The sequence below is a fragment of the Streptomyces cadmiisoli genome (assembly GCF_003261055.1).
In the GTDB taxonomy this organism is placed as follows: domain Bacteria; phylum Actinomycetota; class Actinomycetes; order Streptomycetales; family Streptomycetaceae; genus Streptomyces; species Streptomyces cadmiisoli.
Map to the genome: position 1 here is coordinate 800,497 of NZ_CP030073.1, position 22,001 is coordinate 822,497.

Consider the following 22,001-nt stretch of genomic DNA (forward strand, 5'->3'; position numbering starts at 1 on the left):
GCGGCGTGGTGAAGGATGTGCCCGGCGCGCGGGATGCGGGATGGTCGTGGACGGCCGAGCCGGGCTTTTGGCAGCAGGTCGTCGAGCAGCTGACCACGGCCCTGATGGTCGTGGATCCGGCCGGACGCATCCTCGCCGTCAACCCGACCGCCGAACGGCTGCTGCGCCGTGACGCGGCCGCGATGCGCGGAAAGGACGCACACGATCTGCTGCACCGGGATGCGGGCGGTGGCACGCTCCGCCAGGAGCAGTGCCCGCTGCTCCGGGCCTTGGCCGAGGGGGTCGCCGCGCAGGGGGAAGGCGACAGTTTTCTACGCGGTGACCATCGCCTGGTCATGATCTCCTGGTCCGCTTCACCGCTGGCGGACGAGGGCTCCTTCAAGGGCATGGCCGTGCTGTTCACCGACATCACGGGCGACCACGGCGCGCATCGGGAACGTGCGGCCCGTACGAGGGCTCTGGAGGACCTCACCGAGCGGCTCACGCTGGTCGCGGAGATCACCGACGTGCTCGGCCAGACCCTGGAAACCGACGAGGCCCTGGCACGGCTGGGGCGCCTGCTCGTTCCGCGCCTCGCCGACTGGGCGGCGGTGGACCTCCGAACCAGTTCCGAGCAGGTCAACCGGGTCGCGGTCACCAGTATCGCGGGCCGGGACCCCGCGCTGGAGGGCCGCTGCGAACGCCTTCCCGGGGCTGAGGCGGCAGATCGGTCGCCTCTTGTCCAGGTGCTACACGGCGGCGATCCTGTGCTGCAAACCGAGGTACGGACGGCCGGACCAGCCGACTCTCCCCTGGCAGCCGTCCACAGCGACTTCCTGCGGACGGTGGGCGCGACGTCGGCCATGACGGTGCCGCTGGGTTCCAGACGGCAGATCACCGGCGCCCTGTCCGTGGTGCGTACCGACCCGGCGCACCCCTTCGACACCGACGACCTGGAGGTGGTGAGCGACATCGGCCGACGAGTCGGCCTGGTCATCGACAACGCACGCCGCTTCGGCCGCCAGCGCGCCGTCGCCGAGGCCATGCAGCGGAATCTGCTCGCCCCACTCCCCCAGCCCGGCCGCCTGCGGCTGGCCGCCCGCTACCAGCCCGCCCCGGCCGGCTCCCAGGTCGGCGGCGACTGGTACGACGCGTTCGTGTTGAAGGACGGTACGCTCGCGCTGGTGATCGGCGACGTGGTCGGCCACGACCTGACCGCGGCGGCCGGCATGGCCCAACTGCACGGCATCCTGCGCTCACTGGCCTGGGACCACACGGGACCGCCCGGCTCCGTCATCGACCGGCTCGACGACGCCATGCCCGCCATCACCACCGTCCCCATGGCCACCCTCGTCCTCGCCCGGGTCGAAGGTCACCCGAACATCGGCCCGTGGACTGTGCGATGGACCAGCGCCGGACATCCGCCGCCTCTCCTGCTGACACCCGGCGGGCACGCGCAGTATCTCGAAGCCGGCCAGGGACTCGTCCTCGGCGCTCCCGTGGACAGCAGCACCAGCCGACCGAACGGCATACGGTCCCTGCGGCCGGGTTCCACCCTGCTGCTCTACACCGACGGCCTGATCGAGATCCCCGGGAGCGACCTGGACACCGGCTTGGGCCGCCTGCGCCGCCACGCCCTCGCGCTCGCCCAGGCACCGCTGGACACACTGTGCGACCAACTGCTCGCCCGTATGCCGCCCGGCAGTGCCGACGACGTGGCCCTCCTCGCTCTGCGCCTTCCTTCCGACACCATGACAGAGGACGGGATGGTGCGCTGAACCTCCAGGACGCCGGGGGGGTGATGCCGTGGTCGGCGAGGACAGTCCACGAGCGCCGGGCGTCCTGGGCACGCCCGAACTGCTCAGCACTGGCGCGGCCCATGCGTGCACGCATCTCCGACAGGCCGATGTCGAACCGCCGTTGACATACCTGTGGCCGTCGATGGCCGCCACGCACCGCCGATCGGCGCGACCGGCCGGAGCAGTGTGTACACACCCGGTCCGTGCGAATGGCTGCTCCGATGACGGCACGTCATTTCACGGCCTCAGCACCCGCCCCCTACCAGTAGTGCCGTCGCCCGGCGACGGCGTGACCCATCGCGCCGAGGGCCCACAGGACCACTCCCACGGCTACGAGGATGATTCCTATGGTCCACAGGATGGACAGCCCGGCGACGAGGCCGATGACGAGCAGAATGACACCCAAGACGATCATGATGTCTCCTTATGAGGAGTGGAATCTGTGCCCCTTCGAGGTACGAGAGACCGCGAGGGACCGGCACGGGAACGGTCGTCCTCCTCACTCCGCCCGGTGCGGTTTGTGGCGAGCGACTTCCAGACGGACCTCCGTGGGTATGGGCCCGGACCCGGTCGACCGACCGGCGGTGCGGAGCGGACCTTCACGGAGGGCTTCGAGGGCGGCGTCGGGTTCCGTCTGCGGGCTGAGGACGAGCCGGACGCGGGTCAGGGGACGGGCTGGCCGGCCCGTGATGCGTACGGCCGCGTCCTCGATCCCCGGCAGGGCACCCGCTTCTGCGGCGATCGCGTCGCTGAGCACGCGGTCGCGCAGCTCGACACCGTCCTGCGGGGGTGTATTGCCGACCGGCAGGGCGCCGGGACGGCGTTGGCGCAGTTGGGCGAGCAGCCACCACAGGGCCAGCAGGGCGACGAGAACGAGGGCGGCGATGACCGCGGGCCACCACCACCAGCCCTGACTGCTCCAGCGGGCCCGGTCGGCGGAGCCGAGCAGGACGTCGTCCGGAGTGGTCAGGGGCCAGCCGACCGGTGGGACCACACCGTGCCGCCGGTAGATGTCGAGCCCGGCGAAGAGGATCAGCAGACCGCCGCCGAGCAGAACCAGCCCGGCGAGGGCCAGCAGACTGCGGTTGAGTACGGGGCGCGGCGTCATGGTGCGGACTCCGGTCTGGATGCGGTCGGTCAGTCGGTGCGTCGCCGCACCCGTACGCCGATGCGGGGAGGGTGGGCGAGGGCGAGTCGGTCGGACTCGTCGTCCAGGACGGCGGTGAGGTCGTCCCTCACTTGCTGAAGGTCACGGAAGCGGACGTCCGCGCGGGCTTTCACTCTATGGCGGCGCACCCGGATCCGAGCCCTGCTGACCCCGGGTACCCGCATAGCGGCGTCACGCAACAAATCAGCGGCGCCGTCACGATTCAGGAAGGCCCGCAGCCGGGGGCCGTCGGCGCGGGACCGCAGGGGCAGCCAGTGGCGCAGGCCGGGGGTGAGAGCCAGGACGACCAACCAGACGCCGACGACGGCGGCCACGCCGGCTCCCACGAGCATCCATACGTCGTCCACGGGACGGGTGGCCAGGGCGTCGGCCAGGTGCCGTCGCCATGCCGCCGCGGGGCGTCCGGCCCGTACGGCGATGACGTCGACCAGTGCCCCGACGGCCAGCACGAGGATCACCGCGGCGACCAGTGCGGCCGGGATGCGGCGCACGGACCACGGGCGGTGGGCCCGGTGCCGTCCGTCGTGCTCCTCGGCCGTCAGGTTCGGCGGAGGCGCGTCGTGTTCGGGCGGACCCTGCTCCGCCGGGTCTCTGGGCTCCTTCGTCAGCGGCACGGTGGCACCGTTCGCGGACGGCGCGGGGCTGCGGTCGGGAGAGTCCGGGTCGGAGTTCATGTCCGGTCCTCCTTGCGGCGTCGTGTGGCCGGCGGCATGGGCAGGGTCGCGGCTCACAGGACCCGCCCGCGGCGGGCTGCGGTGGCCACCAGCCGCCGGATGGTGAGGGTCACCTCTCCCACGTCCAGCCCGGTCAGTTGACCCACCCGCTCGGCCACGTCGCGCCGGATCCGCTCGCAGACCTGAGGGATGTCGGTGGGGTAGGGCATGTCCATGGTCAGGTGCAGGCGCACCGATCCGGTGCGAACGGCCGCGGAGGCGCCGGGTGCCTTCGGTCCTCCCCCACCGGGAGGCAGGGCGGCACACCGCGACTGGGCCGTGCGTGCGGCCTGGGCAGCGATGCGGGCGACCACCTTTTCCGGGATGACGGTGGCGCCTCGCTCTGCCGGGGGCGGCAGGCCGACCGGCCGCGACAGTGGGCTGGACTCCTCATCGCGGGTCGGTGAAGCGGGCCGGGTCGTCACCGCTGCCTCCGTGCGTGGAGGTCGAGGTCGCCCTGTACTGCGAGGCCGACGATCAGCCCCACCGCTCCCAGGACCAGGACCAGCAGAAATGCCCAGAAGCCGCCGAAGTAGCCGGCGAAGCCGAGTGCCATACCGGCCGCGAGGCCCGTCGTTGCTGCGTTCATCTTGCACTCACCCGTCTTACGAACGTACGTCGCCGTCCGTGTGAGGTGTTCACCCGTGCTCGCTCAGGGCGCGCCGGCTGATCACCTCACGCGGCCCTCGTCCGGCTCGGCCTCTTCCTCCTCCTCGTCGGGCAGGTGCACGTCGTCGACGACGATGTTCACCTCGACGACCTCCAGCCCGGTCATCCGTTCCACCGCGCTGATCACGTTGGTGCGTACGTCGCCGGCGACGTCGACGATGGAGACGCCGTACTCGACGACGACATCGAGGTCCAACGCGGCCTGGCGTTCGCCCACCTCGACCTTCACTCCACGTGTGACGCCGCTGCCTCCGCCCGGGACGCGTTCGCGCATGGCGCCGAGGGCGCGGGCCATGCCGGCCCCAAGGTTGTGGATGCCCGGTACCTCGCGGGTGGCCGTGCCCGCGATCTTGGCCACCACACCGTCCGCGATGGTCGTCCTGCCCCGTGTCTCGGCCGGAGCCCCGGCCCCCGTACGGCCCTTGAGCGCGCTCACGCCCGAATCGGACCGGTTGCCCCCGCCGACGCTGGTGATGTTGTTCGTCATGGCGGTCGCCTCGATCGCTAGGACACCTGCGTGGTGCCGTCGAAACGTTTGACATCGGGGACGCCGCACCTCTCACACCGAAATCATGTGACATGCATCACATTCCCGTGCGGGGGTACACGCTCGTTCCGAGCCCGCGCGGGAGCGTCATGATCGAACAAACTGCTTCCCCACGGCTGGGATGCGATGCGCCGGACGCGCTGCTGGCCGTACGAGCGGCCGAGGGAGACGAGGACTCCTTCGCCGTTCTCGTCCAGCGGCACAGCCGGTCCCTCCTGGCCCTGGCCCGCTGCATGCTCGGCAACGCCCAGGACGCCGAGGACGCCGTGCAGGACGCCTTCGTCAGCGCTTGGCGGCGTCTACCGGAATACCGTCACGGCGCCGAGTTCCGCACGTGGATGTACCGCATCACCGTCAACCGCTGCCTGACCATGCGCCGGCGCCGACCGCCGTCGCTCTCCCTGGACTCGGTCCTCGAACCCGCGACGGGCGACGCCTGGAGCCAGCCCGCCCGGGCCGCCGAGCGGGACGCGGCCACGGCCGCGCTGTCCGACGCGCTCGCCGAACTGGATGCCGGGCAGCGGGTCTGCTGGATCCTGAGGGAGGTCCAGGGCATGCCGTACAAGGAGATCGCCCATGTGACGCGGAGCAGTGAGCAGACGGTGCGCGGCAGACTGTACAGGGCACGCCGGTCCCTTCAGGAGGCGATGGGCCCATGGCGCTAGACGACCCGCACGGGCGACCTCCCGAACCGCCCGGAGCCGACGGGACCCACGCCGGACGAGTCGCCGCCGGCGTGTCCGCGTTCGCGGGTGACGAGGTACTGGCCTGCGGCCGACTGCTCAGCCGGGTGTGGGAACAGGCGCAGGACACCGGGCCGACCCCGGACCCCCACCCCACGTCGTGTCCCCACTGCCGCGACGCCGTCGAAGGACTGGCCCCGGTGAACGCGGCCACCCGGGCGCTGCGCACCGAGACCTCCCCCAGCCTGTACGCACTCGTCGATCGCATCATGAACGTCGTCAGGGCCGAAGTGCGGCTGGGCCGGTTGCTGCCCCTGGCCGACCCGGTCCGGGACCTGCGCATCGCCGAGAGCGCCGCCGCGAGGGTACTGCGGCAGGCGGCCGACGCGATCCCCGGTGCCCGGGCCGCGAACTGCCGGCTCGTCCGCGCGGAACAAGACACCGAGGTGCGGGTGACCATGACTCTGGCCGCCGCCCTCGACCGGCCGCTGACCGAGCGGGTCCACCAGGTGCGCCGATCGGTCCTCGACGCGGCCGGGCGGGAACTGGGGCTCGTCGTCGTCGCCGTCGACATCACCGTGGTCGACGTACTGGAGACGGGGCCGACACCCGGCCCCGCCCTCTCCGTCCGCGGTGGTGCCTCATGACCGCCGCGGACGCGACCACGCTCCTCGGTGTCACGGCCGAGGCTGCCCTCGCGGTTCACGGTGTGGCAGGCCTGCAGCCCCGCCTCGCCCATCGCCTCGCGGCAGCCGCGGCACGCACCCGTTCGGAGAGCACGCCTCAGCACACGTCGCCCGAGGCGGGCATACGCGCCGAACGCGCCCCGGACGGATCGGGATGGCACATCGAGGTGCGCTGCGTCCTGGCCGAGGGCCGGCGGGCGCTGGACATCGCCCGGAGCGTTCACGACCGTGTGAGGGCCGCCGCCGTCTCCCACCTCGCCGCTCTCGGTACCGCGGAACAGGTCACCGTGGCGGTCACGGTGACACGGATCGCCGCCCGGCACGACACGCCCTGAACCTTCCGCCTGCGACGGCGTTGTCACACCTTGCACGTGTCGCCGGTCTTCTGTGACGACAGTGATCGCCACCTGCGGTGCAAGCCTTCAGTGGCCGGCAACTCATCCTGACAGGGAAACACCATGACCACCGTGGCCCCGGAGCACCGCGGAAGTCACCGCCGCACATGATCGAGGCGCGCGACGACCACCGTAGTTCCGACCGGGGCCCCGCTGATCGGTGGCCGGCCGGGCAGCACGGTCGCAGCCGATGAAGCAGGGGACCAACGCCGAGGAGGCGGAGGGACCTTGCGACATTGCCGCCGAGCCACCGCGGGGATCGCAGACCGCCCGTGTGGGTGACCTTGCATCAACCGCGCTGTCGCCGTGAACAATCCCGAACGACAAGGAAACCTCAGCAGTGACCACTCCCGTCAAGCTCGCCGTCATCTACTACTCCTCCACAGGCACCGTCGCCACCATCGCCCAGGAGATCGCCCGGGCCGCGGAGAAGGCCGGCGCCGAGGTCCGTCTGCTCAAGGCCGCCGAGCTGGCCCCCCAGGCGGCGATCGACTCCAACCCCGCCTGGGCCGCGAACGCCGCCGCGACGGCCGACATCCCCGTCGCGACGCCGGACGACATGGTGTGGGCCGACGCCGTGATCTTCGGTTCGCCCACCCGCTTCGGCAACATCACCTCGCAGCTCAAGCAGTTCATCGACACCCTCGGTGGCCTCTGGGCACAGGGCATGCTGGCCGACAAGGTCTACAGCGGCTTCACCTCCACCGCCACCACCCACGGCGGCCAGGAGTCCACCCTCCTCGCGCTCTACAACTCCGTCCACCACTTCGGCGGCATCCTCGTGACCCCCGGTTACACCGACCCGGCCAAGTTCACCGACGGCAACCCCTACGGCACCTCCCACGTGGACGCCCAGGGCAACAACCCGGTCGGCGACACCACCCGCACCGCCGCGCGGGTCCAGGCCGAGCGCGTGGTCAAGGTCGCGGCCGGCCTCAAGGCCGGTGCCTCTGCCGTCTGAGCGTCATCGCCCGGGTCGCGTGAACCGTGCGCGCCGCGCTCGCGCGACCCGGCAGATGTGAGCGGCATCGACTCCGCGTCAGTGACCCGTGAAGCAACGTCATGGACCAACGGTGGGTCAGGTCCTGGGATTGTTGTGTGCCCGCGCCCTGACGGTGCACCGAAGGTGGCACTGGACGGTCGGTGCCGGCCGTGAGTTGACGGTGTGCCCCTGCCGGCAGCGCCTGGCGGGGGCGTCCTCGGCGAAGCGCGACACGGAGGTGTCGCGGGCCGTCAGCCCTGCCGCCCCAAGCATCCAGAACCTCCGGAGCTTTCCAGCCAATCCGTGACCGCGGCCATGCCCACTTTCGACCGTTGACTGACGCCGATGGCATGCCACTCAGTGTGTCACACACGACAACGTCATCGGTCCGGCTCAAAGAGGCCCGTAAATCCGTCATAGTTTGGGGTAGTTCGCACCTCCCGGGCCGAGTCGCAATAGTGACATGGCACTTGCAGGACACGATCAAACGTTGTGTCTTGTTCATCGTGGCGTCACGCTGTCACTCCATGACCCCTACGAACAACCCACGGCGCCCGAGGGTCCACAGACCCCGGTCGCGGTATGTAGCGGCTGCTACGCTCGCGGCGTTGCTGGCCGGCCTGTCCACCACACCAGGTTCCGCTCAGAACGCCGATCAGGCCGGCTCGCCACAGCAGAGCAATCAGGCCACCGGTGCACCCGGCGTCACCCGGCACCACGTCACTCTGATCACGGGTGACCGCGTCACAGTGGAGAAGGACCCGGCGGGCCGAGCGGCCGTCTCGGTGAAGCCCGCCGAGGGCCGCGAGCACATCCAGTTCGTCAAGGAGCAGGTCGGCGACAACTGGACGGTCATACCTGCCGACGCGCTGCCCCTCCTGGCGGCCGACCGCCTCGACAGGGCCCTGTTCGACGTATCGGCCCTGGTCAAGGAGAAGTACGCGGATCGGGCGAGCCTGCCGCTGATCGTCGAGTACGCGGGTGACGCGGGCACGGTCGAGCGTCGGCTCGCCGCAGCGGGGGCTGACAAGGTCGACGCCATCCCTGGTACGTCCTTCGCGACGCTGGGCGAAGGACGCAAGAACGCCGCGGAGTTCTGGGACAGCATCGCCCCCGCGAAGGCGGGCGCCTCGTCCTTCGGCGCCGGCATTCGCCGGGTCTGGCTCGACGGCCGCGCCGAGGTCTCCCTCGACCGGACGGTGCCGCACATCGGTGCACCCCAGGCCTGGGCGAAGGGCTACAAGGGCGAGGGAGTCAAGGTCGCGGTGCTCGACACCGGCTACGACCCGAACCACCCCGACCTCAAGGGCCTCATCGCGGACGCCGAGAACTTCACCGAAGAGGCGAACACCGACGACCTGCACGGCCACGGCACTCACGTGACGTCGACCGTCGCCGGATCCGGCGCGGCCTCCGACGGCCGGCTCAAGGGTGTCGCACCCGGCGTGCAGATCCTGTCCGGCAAGGTCTGCACGGCCAACGGCTCGTGCGACAACTCCGACATCATGGAGGGCATGGCCTGGGCGGCGCAGAACGGCGCCAAGGTGATCAACCTCAGCCTCGGCGACATCGACACCCCGGGCACCGACGCCATGGAGGCCCTGGTCGAGACCGTGACGCGTGACTACGGCGTCCTGGTCGTGGTCGCCGCCGGCAACGACGGCACGCAGGTCTCCACCCCCGCCTCCGCCGACAGCGCGCTCGCTGTGGGCGCCATCCAGGTGGAGGACGAGGATCTCGCCATCTTCACCTCGCCCGGCCCCCGTGTGGGCGACTTCGGTCTCAAGCCGGACATCGCCGCCCCCGGTGTCGGCGTCGTCGCCGCCCGGGCGGGCGGGACGACCGCCGAGGACGGCTACTGGGAGATGAGCGGCACCTCGATGGCGACACCGCACGTCGCCGGGGCCGCCGCCATCCTGTTCCAGCAGCACCCCGACTGGACGGCGGAGCAGGTCAAGCGCCAGCTGATGCAGAGCACGACGGGCGGTCGCGAACGAGGCGCCTACTTCCAGGGCGCGGGACGGGTCGACATCGCCCGAGCGATCAGCCAGCAGGTCACCGCCGAGCCCACCGGTCTGGACTACGGGCAGATCCGCTGGTCCGACAACGGGCGTCCGCCCGTGAAGAAGACGGTCACCTACCGCAACCCGGGCAGCGAGCCGGTCACGCTCGACCTTTCGCTCAATGTGACCTACAAGAAGCACAAGCCCGCACCGGACGGCATGTTCCGCCTGAGCGCGGACAAGGTCACCGTGCCCGCGCACGGCACCGCGGACGTCACCGTCACCGCGACGCCGGAGATCGCCACGGAATACGCGGCGTACAGCGGCGTGGTCATCGCCTCCACACCGGACCAGAAGGTCTCGGTACGCGTCCCGCTCGGCATGGACGTCGAGCAGCCGTCCCGCAGCCTCCGCATCACCATGAAGGACCGCTCGGGCAAGGCTCCCGACTACTCCTTCCTGCGTCTCCACACGGACAGCCGCGACACCTACTGGGAGGAGATGCTCGGCCAGGGCAGCACCGAACTGAGGCTCCCGGTCGGTCAGACCTTCTCGCTGAGCGGCATCTTCTTCGACGAGGAGTTCACCGAAGGCACCATGGTGGGTGCGCCGGAGTTCGTGATGGACACCGACCGGGACATCACCATCGACGCGAGGCAGGCCAAGCCCGTCAAGGTGTCCGCTCCCAGCCGCTCGGCCCGCATCGCCCTCGCCGAATTCGGCACCATCGGCCACAGCGGGCACATGTTCTCCGTGTTCGCGAACGGCTCGATCGGCAGCGACCACGTCGAGGGGCTCTACGCCACCCCCACGGCCCAGGTCAAGGGCGCCAAGTACACCTACCTGGTCAACACGATCTGGCAGGAGCCCGCCGGTGACGGCCCGAACTCCCCGACCTACTACTACCTCGCCCGGCCGGTGACCGGCGGCATCCCCGCGGATCCCTCCTACCAACCCCGCAAGTCCGACCTGGCAGAGGTGAACACCACCTTCGCCGCCACCGCATCAGGAACGACCGCCTATCGCGCCGTCTGGATGTGGGTCGGCACCCTTCGCTTCTACCACGGCCTGAACGGACTGCCGGTCCCCCACCGGCGGGTCGACTACTTCTCGACGGCCGAGAGTCTCCGCTGGGTGACCGTCTTCGACCAGAACCTCTTGGAAACTCCGGACGTACACGGGCAGTTCTTCATGAGCACCATGCACGGCTACAAGGCCGGGACCAAGGTGAACGAGCACTGGAACAACGGCGTGCAGGCCGTCGGGTTCTCCCCCTTGATGTCGAATGCCTACCGTCAGGGCGACTACCTCCGCCTCTCCGTGCAGACCGCTGCGAACAAGGATGTCCACGAGTACGCCGAGACGCAGATGAGCGGTCAGTCGACGTGGGAGGTCCGACGCAACGGTGAAGCGGTTCCGGTGGAGGGGAACTACGCCCAACTGCCGGCCGATCGCACTCCCGCGGACTACCACCTGACGTTCCGGCAGGAACGCGACCTCGGTCCGCAGTCCACCATCTCCACCAAGGTCCGTTCCGACTGGCAGTTCCGGTCGCAGACCACGGACAGCCAGCGGGCGCTGCCGCTCTACGCGGTGCGCATGTCGCCGGAGCTGGACGAGTGGAACCGGGCCGAGGACGGCCGCAAGTTCGACATCCCGGTCCTGCTCCAGCGCCAGGTGGGCGCAACGGAGTCGCCGATCCGCACCTTCACCACCGAGGTCTCCTACGACGAGGGCAAGACCTGGCACTCCGCCAAGGTCAAGGGTTCCGGTGAGAAGCGCACCGTGACCGTGCACCACCCGCACCGCTCCTCGGACGGCTCGGTCTCGCTGCGCACCTACGTCAAGGACGCCGCGGGCAACACGTTCAAGCAGACCGTCATCAAGGCCTACCTCCTCAAGTAGTCACCTGACGGCAACACGGGCCCGGCGGAACCCTTCCGCCGGGCCCTCTCCGCTCCGCCCGACCGACATCACCGCGGTGGAGAACTGCCCTGCGCTACCCATGAAGGGACCCCGTTGAAGCCACACCTCGGACGCTGGAGCGTGCCGGTCGTCGCCGGCGCGTCGATCCTCGCGCTGACCAGTCCACTCACCGCGACGGCCGCGCCGCCCGCCGCGCCGCCTCCCTCCTCGGCCGCCGCGGACGGTGTGCCGGCCGGCGAACACACGGTCACACTGATCACCGGTGACGTGGTGACCACTCGTCAGGCCCCCGGTGCCCGGGCCGGGTCCGGGGGTGTCGTCACCGTCCGGGACCCGGACGGGCGTCCGGCGCGCACCCGGATCTCGGAGTCGAACGGCGACCTCTACGTGTATCCGGAGTCCGCGCTGCCGTTCGTGGCGCGGGGCATCCTGGACCGGCAGTTGTTCAACGTCACCGACCTGATCGCGGACGGGTACGACGACGCCCACCGCGACCGGCTGCCGCTGATCGTCTCCTACACCGAAGCCGATGCCGCACGTCGCGCGTCAGCCGTTCCCGAGGGAGCGACCCGGGTGCGCGAGCTGGAGAGCATCCAGGGCGCCGCGCTGTCCGCGGAGCGCTCGCACGCGGACGACTTCTGGAAGTCCGTGGTGGGTTCCGCGGCAGCCGACGGGACACGGGCGAAGGACGTCCGGCCGTCCTTCGGCCGCGGCATAGCGCGCATCTGGCTCGACGGCCTGGTCCGCGCCGACCTGGCCGAGAGCACGACGCAGATCGGTGCGCCGAAGGTCTGGGCGGACGGGAACACCGGTGAGGGCGTGGACGTCGCGGTCCTCGACACCGGCATCGACGCCGGCCACCCCGATCTCGCGGACCGTGTCGCGTCGCGGCAGAGCTTCGTGCCGGACGAGAACACGGACGACCGCTCCGGGCACGGCACACACGTGGCATCGATCATCGCCGGCACCGGTGCGGCCTCCGACGGGCAGGAGAAGGGCGTCGCCCCCGGCGCGCGGCTCCGTGTCGGCAAGGTGCTCGGCGACGACGGATCCGGGCAGATCTCGTGGGCGCTGGCGGGCATGGAATGGGCGGCGGTCGACCAGCAGGCCAAGATCGTCAACATGAGCCTCGGCACCTCGCAGCCGTCCGACGGGACGGACCCGCTCAGCCAGGCCGTCGACCGGCTGAGCGCCCGGACCGGCGCGCTGTTCGTCATCGCCGCGGGCAACGAGGGGACGCCGGGCAGCATCGGCGGGCCTGGAGCGGCGACCTCCGCGCTGACCGTGGGCGCGGTCGGTGCCGACGACACGGTCGCCGAGTTCTCCAGCCAGGGCCCTCGTGTCGACGGCGCTCTCAAGCCGGAGATCACCGCGCCGGGAGTCGACATCCTCGCGGCCAACTCCCGGTTCAGTGAGAACGGCCTGGGCGCCTATCGGGCCCTGAGCGGCACCTCCATGGCCACGCCCCACGTCGCGGGCGCCGCCGCTCTGCTCGCCGCGTCCCGTCCGGAGCTCGCCGCCGCCCAGTTGAAGGACCTGCTGGCCAGCAGTTCCCGGCAGATCACGCGATACGACGCCTTCCAGGCGGGCAGCGGCCGGCTGGACGTCGCCGCGGCGGCCCGGGCCGATGTCTTCGCCACGGCGACCGCCTACGCGGCGCACAGCACGGGCGGACCCGTCCAGCGCCCGGTGACCTACACCAACACCACCGACGCGCCGATCACCCTGGACCTGACCGTCGAGGCGCCCCGCGCCCCGCAGGGCATGTTCCGTCTGTCGGACTCCCGTGTGGTCGTCCCCGCCCACGGCACCGCCGCGGTCACGGTGACGATCGACGGCTCCGAGAACACCGTCGGCGGCCGTCACACCGGCCAGGTGCTGGCGACGGACACGGCCGGTGAGGTCGCGGCGCACACCGCCGTCTCCTTCGGCACCGCGCTGCGCAAGCTGACCCTGACCTTCAAGGACGCCGCGGGCAAACCCATGGACGGCGAGGTCGAGCTGATCAGATCGGGCGAGGGCATGGGCATGCCGGTCTACGTCGACCCGTCCGGCACCCTCGACCTCTTCCTGCCCGAGGGCGTGTACTCGGCGCTCTCCTTCCGGCAGATCCAGGGTCTGGGCGGGCCCGGTTCACGGGGCTTGGCCCTGCTCGGCGACCCGGAGATCGTCCTGGACCGCGACACCACCGTCACGTTCGACGCCTCCGAGGTCAAGCGCATCGACATGACGACCCCGCAGCGCAGCGAGGCGACCTTCCAGCGGGTGGTCTATCACCGCACCTTGGAGGGCGTGCCGTCGTCCAGCTCCGTCGACACGCTGTACTACGACAGTCTCTGGGCCCAGCCGACCACCCGGAAGGTCGAACACGGCGACTTCCGTCTGACCGCCCGCTGGCGCAAGGAGAAGCCCGCGCTGCGGGTCTCCACCCGTACCGGCGAGCTCTCGGGCGTCCTGCGCCAGACCGGCGTCACTCCGTTGCCCGAGGGCAGTCACAAGCTGCCGCTGGTCTTCGCCGGCCAGGGTGCGAGCGCGGACTACTCCCACCTCGACGTACGCGGCAAGGCCGTGGTGGTCCGGCGCAACGACGACGTCAGCGACATGGACCAAGCGGCCCACGCCGTGGCCGCGGGCGCCGGACTCCTGCTGGTCGTCGAGAACGAGGCCGGGCGTCATGTGCGCGACTACCGCGGGTGGGACGAGCCCCCCGTCAAGATCGATGTGGGACTGCTCAGCCGAGCGGAGGGCGAGAAGCTGATCGAGCGGGCCGAGGACCGCAAGGCCCACATCACCGTCGACTCCACGCGCGAGAGCCCGTACGTCTACGACGTCGCCCAGAGTTGGCACAACGAGATCCCCTCGCAGCTGACGGCGCGGGGCGGTACGAAGAACCTGGCCCGCGTCGACGTCGCGTTCGAGAACCCGGTGCCGAACAGGACGGGCGGTGAGTTCCGCTACGACTGGGCAGGCGACGACAACTGGACTTCCGGCACTCCCATGCCGGAGCCGATGAACGGGAAGCGGACCGACTGGGTGTCCACCACCGGCGGCGTCCGCTGGCACCAGGTGGCGTACGTCGGCGGCGTGCTCTTCGAGACCGGTCCGAAGACCGCCTACCGGCCGGGCAGCAGGCAGTCCGAGGAGTGGTTCAAGCCGATCCAGCGGCCTTTCCTGAACGATGCCTTCCGCCGGCCGACCCGCAGCGGCGACCACCTGTACATCGACATCCCGGGCTGGGGCAGCCGGAACCACGTCGGCATGGACCAGTACGGCTCCGGAGTCACCCAGCAGCAGACCCTGTATCAGGGCAGCACCGAACTGGGTCAGGGCAACTTCACCTCCGTGTCGGGCGACGCCCCCGGCGCGGGCAAGCTGCCGTACCGGCTGGTCGTCACGGGTGAGCGCGATGTGCCCTTCACCCCGTACTCGTCCAGCACGCGCACCGAGTGGGGCTTCACGTCGAAGGCCGCGGCGGACGGCGCCGAGGCGGTGCTGCCGCTGCTGCAGCTCGATCACCGGATCGGCACCGACGGCGCGGGACGCGCCGGGCGGCACGACACCCTGTCCGTCACGGCCGCTCATCTGCCGGGCGCGGCCGGGGCCGGGAAGGTCGGCCGGGTCGGTGTGGAACTGTCCTACGACGACGGACGGACCTGGCACAGAGCCGACAGCGCCGGCGACGGGCGATTCCGTCTGGACGCTCCGCGGAAGGCGTCGTTCGTCTCCCTGAGGGCCTACGCCGAGGACTCGGCGGGCAACTCGGTGCGCCAGACGGTGATCAGAGCGTTCGGCCTGCGCTGACACACGAAGGGGCCCGGGACCGCGCAACCGGTCCCGGGCCCCTGCCTGCGCGCTGTCCGACACAGGGGTCCGGCCGCGGCGAGATGCTCTCGCCGCGGCCGGACCTTGCCGTACGGCCGCGCCGGCCGCTGCCGGATACCGCGGCCCTGCGGTGTCGACCGATCAGTCGAGGCCGGTCGCCCGGATGACGGTCTGCGTCACGGTGTTGCCCTTCGTGTCCGAGGCACGGACCCGCAGGGACAGGAAGCCGGCACGGCGCGGCGCGTCCAGCTCGACGCGTACGGCACCGTCCTCAGCGTCACGCAACTCGGCACGGTGCCAGGTCCGGCCGTCGTCGTAGGACAACTCCACCGTGTCGGTGCCGACCCGGGCTGACGACACACCCTTGATGTGCGACGGTGTCACGACGAGTTCGGCGTCACGCCGCGCCGACCCGTCGGCCGAGGTGGGGAGGGCGTAGTCCAACTGCACCAGCGGGAGCGCCTGCTTCGTCCCGGCCTGCGGGGCGCTCGAGGAGAAGCCCCACTCGGTGCGGGTGGCGATGGAGTACGGGTGCCCCTCGGTGCGCTCCGTGGTGGTCACCAGCCTGTAGTGGCCGGTGGAGGCGGGGAGTTCGGCGTCCAGCCAGTTTCCCTCGGCACGGTTGAGCAGCGTCCCGTCCCGACGGACCTCGATGGCCTGCGTCGTGGTGCCCGGGCCCAGGGTTCCGGCGTGGTTGCGACCGCCGTCACCGAAGGCGGATATGAGTCCCGACACGGTGTTGCCCGAACGCCGCGGCAGGTCCTGGCTCTCGTTCAGCCGGGGATGCTCGATCGGACCGAACCACTGCACGTCCGTGGTACGTCCCGCCGGGTAGCCGACGTGACCGGAGTGCTGGAACGAGGTGCCGGCCTCGTAGGCCTCTTCCCGCCAGGTGGCGTCGGGGGCCGCGGTGACCCAGTCGGTGCGGTGCGTGCCCGCGGTCGACACCCGCTGGCTGTCCAGCCGGAAGACCTGATAGGGCTGGATGTCGAAGCGGTTCTCCATCACGCCGTGGCCGGGCGCGTTGCGGAACTCGACGTCGACCCGGGCGAGTTCACGCTGCTCGGGTGCGTAGCGCCGGGTCTGGGGGATGCCACCTCGCCAGGTGCGGACCAGGTCGTAGAGGTACTCGGTCTCGGAGTGACCGACGATCCGCAGCGGCACCGAACCCGAACCGCTGTTCCGGATCCGGCTGATCAGGGTCTCGCCCTCGGTCCGGGAGAGACCGGCGACGACCAGAGGAGTGCGGTCCCCGATCTCGAACAGTCGCCCGTCCTGCTTGTTGACCTGGACCAGCATGGCCACGCCCGCCTTCTCCGCGGCCACCACCTGAGCCTCGCCCGCGTGGCGGACGACGGCCACCTTGCCGCGCGCGCCGGCCGCCTGGTACTCCTCCGGCTTGCCGTCACCGGCGAAGACCGCCGGCAGGGTGCGGGTGCGCTCCTCGGGCCGCGCCGACCACGGCTGCAACCACAGGTCGTCGAACACCTGGGAGCCCGAGGACAGGCTCAGCAGCGGCTGTTCCTGCCGCGCGCGGACGGTGTACAGCAGATCACCGCCGGCGGGCTTGCCGGCGGGCAGCGCCCACAGGCTGTCGTACTGGGTACCGGTGATCGTGGTGTCGCTGACGGCCGGTGAGCCGTCCTTGAAGGACTGGCTGAAGTCGGTACGGATGTGCGCGGCCTCGGTGGTCCGGGGAGTGACGATCTCGGTCTGTCGGAGCCCGGTGCCGTCGAGGGTGACCTCGGTGTCCGAGCCGCCGACCTCGACACCGGTCCTGACCAGCAGTGCCTGGCCGAGTGAGGAGGCACCGTGCGTGCCCCGGACGGTGCCCCACATCCACACCGTGTAGGTGCCGTTCGGCACCACCATGTCGATGTCGCCCTGCGCGTCGGTCGCACCTGCCATGGGGTACGGGTCGCCCTTGCGCTGGAGGTACAGGAGGTCGGACAGCGGTTCGCCGTCGCGGCCCTGGACGTGCACGCGCAGGTGGTGCATCTCCTCGCGGGTGCTGACGGCGAGCAGGGTCCGTGTGACGGTCTTGCCGTCCACCAGTCCCGTGAGCTGCCCGGTGAAGCGGGAGCCGGCCGGGGCGTGGTCGAGGACGGTGGTGACCGTGGTGGCCGCGGTGCCCTTCGCGGGCACGGTGATCACACGGTCGGCGACGGTGAACAGGCCCTGCGGCGCGTCGGGTGCGTCGACCCGCAGGGAGACGGTGACGTCCCGGTCGGCGTTGTTGGCCCACTCGACCCGGCGCGTCACGGTCTCCCCCGGCGCTCCGCCCAGGGAGTGGATGCCGGCGTCCGAGGTCCCGGTGGCCACCAGGTCCGTACCGGCCGCCGCGGCGGCGTCCACCCGTCCGTTGCCACCCTCGTCCGCCGCGTTGGCGGGCGTCGCCGTGGCCGTGCTGACAAGGGCGTCCTTGATCCGGGCACCGTTCCAGTCCGGATGGCGGGCGGCCACGAGCGCGGCGGCACCGGCGACGTGCGGGGTGGCCATCGAGGTGCCGTTCAGCGAGGCGTAGGAGCCGCTGCCGAAGGTGGCGTACTGCGAACGGGCCGCGAGGATGCCGACGCCGGGCGCGGTGATCTCGGGCTTGATCGCGTCGTCCCGGAAGCGGGGGCCGCGGCTGGAGAACGCGGCCATCGCGTCCTGCGCGTCGACGGCGCCGACGGTCAGCGCCGAGTCCGCCGCGCCCGGTGCCGCGACGGTGGACGCGCCGGGCCCGTCGTTGCCCGCGGCAACGGTGAACAGTGCACCTGTCTCGGCGCTGAGCGCGTCCACGGCCTGGCTCATCGGGTCGGTTCCGTCCGACGGGAACGACCCGCCGAGGCTCATGCTGATCACCCGCGCCCCGGTCTCGCGGGCCGCCCATTCCATTCCGGCGATGGCCATGGAGAAGTCGCCGGAACCGCTGTTGCCCAGCACCTTGCCCACGTGCAGTCGGACACCGGGCGCGACGCCCTTCTCCTTGCCGTCGGAGGCGGCGCCGCTGCCGGCGATGGTGGAGGCGACATGGGTGCCGTGGCCGTTGCGGTCCACGACGTCCTCGTCGGGGACAAAACTGCGCGAGGAGGCGACGACGCCCGCGAGATCCGGGTGTCCGGTGTCGTAGCCGGTGTCGAGGACGGCCACGTCCACGCCCTGGCCGGTGTTTCCGCGCTGCCACACGTCGGGGGCGCCGATCTGCGCGACACTCGACTCCAGGTCGGCGGTGATCTTGGCATCCAGCCAGACCTTCTCGACCCCGCCGTTCAGGGCCGGTGCCTGCTCGGCGGCCCTTGCCGCACCGGACTTCGCGTCGGCCGCGCCGGTGAGGTCGGCCCAGAACCGGGCGGCATCGTCGTGGCTCTCCTTCACCGCGGTGCTGTTGATACTGGTCAATGACCGCGCACCGGTGGCGCCCTCCGGCAGGGACGCCAGGTCCTTCTTGCGCAGGGAGTCCGAGGAGTAGCTCAGGATGACGGGCAGTCCCCGCGAGCGGGAGTCGTCGTAGCCGTCGGCGACGAGCCGTGTGACGTTGAACAGTGCCTCGTCGAGGAGGTCGGCGGCCACATGCCGTTCGGCCACCGCGGGAAAGACGTAGACGTCGCCGTCCCGGGTGGTGACGCGTGCGTCCGCCCGGCCCCCGTTCGCGCCCGCCACCGTCACGGTCGCCGGGCCGGAGCCGCCGGGGGTGACCGTGACGCGGTCACCGGTGATCAGGGTGACGGTCCGCGGGCTGGAGCCGAAGGAACCGGCGTCGGCCATGACCGTGCCGCCCGGCGGGGAGTTGTCTCGGTCGCCGGCCGCTGCCGGGGGAACAACTGTCAGCAACGCCGTCACAGCCACAAGAAGGGGCAGGCGCTGCCGCGCTGGTGTATGGGGTCTCACACGCATCCTCGGTCAGGTCGACAAACCATTGGTCACAACGTGTTGGCGATGACACCAACGGTGCATTTACGCATGCGTGTTGTGGTCTTGACCAGGCCTACAGATCGGACGCCGCCCACCCAAAAGGGACTACCCAGCGGTTGCCTTCCTCGCCTTGGCTGCCGGCCGGTCGGTCATGTTCGACCGGCCGACCGACAGCACCCCCGCGAGGCTGCCGCAGTGCCCTACGACCCTGCGTTCGGCACTTCGAGGAACGGCGCGAACACCGGCTTGGCGATACGGCCCTTGCCCACCTCCACCACGGTCACCGGAGCACCGATCACACCCTCCGGCAGTTTCAGGGTGAGGAGGTACACGCCCGGTTCCACATGGGCGAAGCCGAACCAGCCCGAACCGTCGCTGAGCCGCGTGGTCTCCTCGCCACGGGGGGTGAGCGGGTCGAGCGTCACCGGCACCTGGTCCAGTGGGCCGCCGCCCCGGAGCGTGAGGGTGCCCGTCACGTGCCCGTCCCGGGGAGCCGACTTCCACGGCATTCCGGGCACCACCGCTTCGTCCCTGAACGGCGCGTCCTCGCCCTGCGTCAGCGCCTGCACCAGCTTGGCCCGCTCGGCCGCCAGGCCGTTGGCCGCCACATCCTGGCTGGGACCGGCGTACGAGTAACCGCTCCAGCCGGCCGCCGTGTTGCCCGCCGCGCTGGGCCGCAGAGCCTCCCTGACCTGGCTGAGCGAGTCGGCGACGCTGTTCAGGTACAGCGCGGGTCCGTTGACGGCCTGCCGTTCGCCCTGGTGGTCGGCCAGGAACTCGGACCATTCGGAGAACATCAGCGCCTGGTCCGGATTCCAGTTGCGCTTGTAGTTCATGGTCACGGCGGTGTCCATGATTCCCTCGTCCAGCCACCCCGCCCAGTCCTGGAGGACCTCGGCGTAGGTGCGTGTGGCCTGCCAGCCGCCGACCGCCTGCGGCCCGTGTCCGTAGGTGATGGCGTCCATGGACAGCCGGGCCCGCGGGTCGACCTGCCAGATACCCAGGTAGATCTTGCGGACCAGACCGGTGACCTGGCTGCGTCGCCAGTCGCTCCAGGCCGCGTCGGACGGGAGGGGTACGTCCGTGCGGCCTGTCGCTCGCTGGAAGCGGGCCACGGACACGTCGTTGTAGCCCCAGTCGCTGTGCGTGGTGGTGGAACTGCCGTCGGGGTAGCGGACGTAGTCGAGGTTGATACCGTCCACGTCGTAGTTGCGGACGATGCTCTGGACGCCGCGGACGATGTAGTCGACGGCTGCCGGGTGGCCCGGGTCGACATAGGCGTTGGCGCCCACCAGTTCCTGGCCGTTGGCCTTCTTGTTGAGCCAGCGGTCGGAGCCGGTCGCGCCCGGGCCGTGCTGGTTGAAGACGTGGTCCGGGGAACGGGGCGGAGTGGCGCTGTTCCACATGGTGTTGACGTTGACCCAGGCGTGCACCTGGAGTCCGGCGGCGTGTCCCTGCCGGACGATCTCCGCCAGCGGATCGTAGGGCGCCGGGGCGATCGCGGCGTCGGTGCGCGGGTACAGGGCGTTGTTGCAGAAGCAGTCGTAGCGCCGGGCCGTCTGCACGATCAGAGCATTGGCGTTGACGTCCAACGCGTCGTCGACCAGCGTCGCGACCTGTGCGGGTGTGTAGATGCCCGCGTTGAACGCGTCCACCCAGTAGCTGCGCCACTGGGCCGGAGCGGCCGCTCCGTCGTCGGCGCGGGCGGGCGGCGCCGTGAGCGCGCCGAGGAGCAGGCCGAGGCCCGCCGCCAGGGTGGTGAGTACGCGAGACAAGCGCATGTGGTGTGTCCCCTGTGTAGTTCGTCGGCTACGGGCGTACGTACGGGGGATGGAGAAGGTGGCGGGCCCCGGCTGTTCCTAGGCGAACGTGGCGCCCCAGGTGGCCGGCCCCACGATGCCGTCCACGCTCAGGCCCCTGGCCGCCTGGAAGTTGCGGCAGGCGGAGTCGGAGCCCGGTCCGTACTGGCCGTCCACGGAGAGGGAATAGCCGTGCGCGCTGTTCATCCGGTACTGCCAGGTCGCGACGCTGGCGTGTTCGAAGGTGGGAGGCTGACGGAAGCTGACTCCGGGGTACGGCAGAGGTCCGCCGCCCGGATTGACCTCACCGCTGAGCACCCGGGAGTACAGGTTGCCCGGGCAGGCGGTCGCGTGATGGTCCCGGTGGCCGGTGATGGCCTGCGCGGCGCCGCCCGACACCCGCAGGCGGTTGATCCCGTAGCGGACGGCGTCGATGAGTCCGGCGGTGATGGTGTCGTAGTTGCTGCTGGTGCCGCCGGTCAGCGCGCATACCGCGTACCAGTCGTCGTTGCCCTGCGTGGTGCCCTGGGCGGCGGTGCGGACATGCTCGCCGCGGCCCTGGAAGAGGTAGCCGTGGACGCAGGCGAGGTGGCTGTAGGCGATGTCCGACCAGCCGTTGGAGTCCATGTGGTAGTTCTGGATGCCGCGCACCTGGGCGGCGCAGTCGGCATGGTTGGCCTTGGCCACCTTGACCGCGTCGACGTGATGGACGACCACGCCGCCCTGCGCGGGGGTGATGTTGTTGCCGACGCTGATGGGCGCCCGGGCGCCCCACTGGGAGCGGGTGACGAACGTGGCCATCAGCTCCGCCCTCCTCGGCCCAGGGCGCAACCGACGGTGGCGTTGAGCGGTTCGGCATGGGCGCTGCGCGCCGCCGCGGCTCCGTAGACGGCGCCGGGGTGGCGGGGGTGCGTGACGATGGGGAGTTCACGG

General features: G+C 70.8%; 16 protein-coding genes. 7 read left to right on the forward strand and 9 right to left on the reverse strand.

Translation table 11 applies throughout. The features are described from left to right. The first annotated feature begins 5 nt into the window (after positions 1–5). Entirely contained in the window at positions 6–1,757 is a 1,752-nt protein-coding gene (locus DN051_RS03355; RefSeq protein WP_234388652.1) for a GAF domain-containing SpoIIE family protein phosphatase, read from the forward strand. A gap of 280 nt (positions 1,758–2,037) precedes the next feature. Here DN051_RS03355 and DN051_RS45720 read toward each other — a convergent pair whose 3' ends face one another. The 6 genes from DN051_RS45720 to DN051_RS03375 all read right to left on the reverse strand — a co-directional run bounded on the left by DN051_RS45720 (position 2,038) and on the right by DN051_RS03375 (position 4,815). Further along, complete coding sequence (locus DN051_RS45720) at positions 2,038–2,193, reverse strand: DUF6131 family protein (RefSeq protein ID WP_199314871.1); 156 nt, start codon at positions 2,191–2,193, stop codon at positions 2,038–2,040. An 84-nt stretch (positions 2,194–2,277) separates the two neighbouring features. Next, positions 2,278–2,886 carry a hypothetical protein gene (locus DN051_RS03360; protein WP_053756858.1) on the reverse strand — a complete coding sequence of 203 codons (609 nt, stop codon included), beginning with the start codon at positions 2,884–2,886 and terminating at the stop codon, positions 2,278–2,280. A 29-nt stretch (positions 2,887–2,915) separates the two neighbouring features. Continuing rightward, positions 2,916–3,620 carry a DUF6286 domain-containing protein gene (locus DN051_RS03365; protein WP_053756859.1) on the reverse strand — a complete coding sequence of 235 codons (705 nt, stop codon included), beginning with the start codon at positions 3,618–3,620 and terminating at the stop codon, positions 2,916–2,918. A 53-nt stretch (positions 3,621–3,673) separates the two neighbouring features. Next, positions 3,674–4,084: an Asp23/Gls24 family envelope stress response protein gene (locus DN051_RS03370; RefSeq protein WP_107093805.1), complete on the reverse strand. Its 411-nt coding sequence runs from the start codon at positions 4,082–4,084 to the stop codon at positions 3,674–3,676. Next, positions 4,081–4,248: a hypothetical protein gene (locus tag DN051_RS45725; protein WP_199314873.1), complete on the reverse strand. Its 168-nt coding sequence runs from the start codon at positions 4,246–4,248 to the stop codon at positions 4,081–4,083. The genes DN051_RS03370 and DN051_RS45725 overlap by 4 nt, the downstream gene beginning before the upstream one ends. 81 nt (positions 4,249–4,329) lie before the next feature. Further along, positions 4,330–4,815: an Asp23/Gls24 family envelope stress response protein gene (locus DN051_RS03375; protein WP_053756860.1), complete on the reverse strand. Its 486-nt coding sequence runs from the start codon at positions 4,813–4,815 to the stop codon at positions 4,330–4,332. 149 nt (positions 4,816–4,964) lie between these two features. On the opposite strand from DN051_RS03375, the gene DN051_RS03380 reads away from it, so the two are divergent. The 6 genes from DN051_RS03380 (at position 4,965) to DN051_RS03405 (ending at position 15,351) form a co-directional block, all read left to right on the forward strand. Further along, positions 4,965–5,540 carry an RNA polymerase sigma factor gene (locus DN051_RS03380; RefSeq protein WP_053756861.1) on the forward strand — a complete coding sequence of 192 codons (576 nt, stop codon included), beginning with the start codon at positions 4,965–4,967 and terminating at the stop codon, positions 5,538–5,540. After that, positions 5,531–6,205, forward strand: coding sequence for a hypothetical protein (locus tag DN051_RS03385; protein ID WP_053756862.1), 675 nt, complete (start codon positions 5,531–5,533; stop codon positions 6,203–6,205). Before DN051_RS03380 ends, DN051_RS03385 begins: the two co-directional genes overlap by 10 nt. Continuing rightward, positions 6,202–6,579, forward strand: coding sequence for a hypothetical protein (locus tag DN051_RS03390; protein WP_053756863.1), 378 nt, complete (start codon positions 6,202–6,204; stop codon positions 6,577–6,579). The genes DN051_RS03385 and DN051_RS03390 overlap by 4 nt, the downstream gene beginning before the upstream one ends. 400 nt (positions 6,580–6,979) lie before the next feature. After that, on the forward strand, positions 6,980–7,600 hold the full coding sequence (gene wrbA, locus DN051_RS03395) for an NAD(P)H:quinone oxidoreductase (protein WP_112437932.1): 621 nt from the start codon (positions 6,980–6,982) through the stop codon (positions 7,598–7,600). A gap of 629 nt (positions 7,601–8,229) precedes the next feature. Further along, positions 8,230–11,529, forward strand: a complete 3,300-nt coding sequence (locus DN051_RS03400; protein WP_053756865.1) for a S8 family peptidase — start codon at positions 8,230–8,232, stop codon at positions 11,527–11,529. A gap of 114 nt (positions 11,530–11,643) precedes the next feature. Next, the gene (locus DN051_RS03405; RefSeq protein ID WP_246040900.1) at positions 11,644–15,351 is read left to right on the forward strand and encodes a S8 family serine peptidase; all 3,708 of its coding nucleotides are present in this window, start codon (positions 11,644–11,646) and stop codon (positions 15,349–15,351) included. Between the two features lie 162 nt (positions 15,352–15,513). Here the strand turns inward: DN051_RS03405 and DN051_RS03410 are convergent, their stop codons facing one another. The 3 genes from DN051_RS03410 to DN051_RS03420 form a co-directional block, all read right to left on the reverse strand. Then, positions 15,514–19,197 (reverse strand): S8 family serine peptidase, encoded by a 3,684-nt coding sequence (locus DN051_RS03410; RefSeq protein WP_162624827.1) that lies wholly within the window; start codon positions 19,195–19,197, stop codon positions 15,514–15,516. 272 nt (positions 19,198–19,469) lie between these two features. After that, positions 19,470–21,050, reverse strand: coding sequence for a glycoside hydrolase family 10-like protein (locus DN051_RS03415; protein ID WP_112437934.1), 1,581 nt, complete (start codon positions 21,048–21,050; stop codon positions 19,470–19,472). Between the two features lie 78 nt (positions 21,051–21,128). Beyond that, positions 21,129–21,869, reverse strand: a complete 741-nt coding sequence (locus tag DN051_RS03420) for a peptidoglycan recognition protein family protein (RefSeq protein WP_053756869.1) — start codon at positions 21,867–21,869, stop codon at positions 21,129–21,131. Between the last annotated feature and the right edge of the window lie 132 nt (positions 21,870–22,001).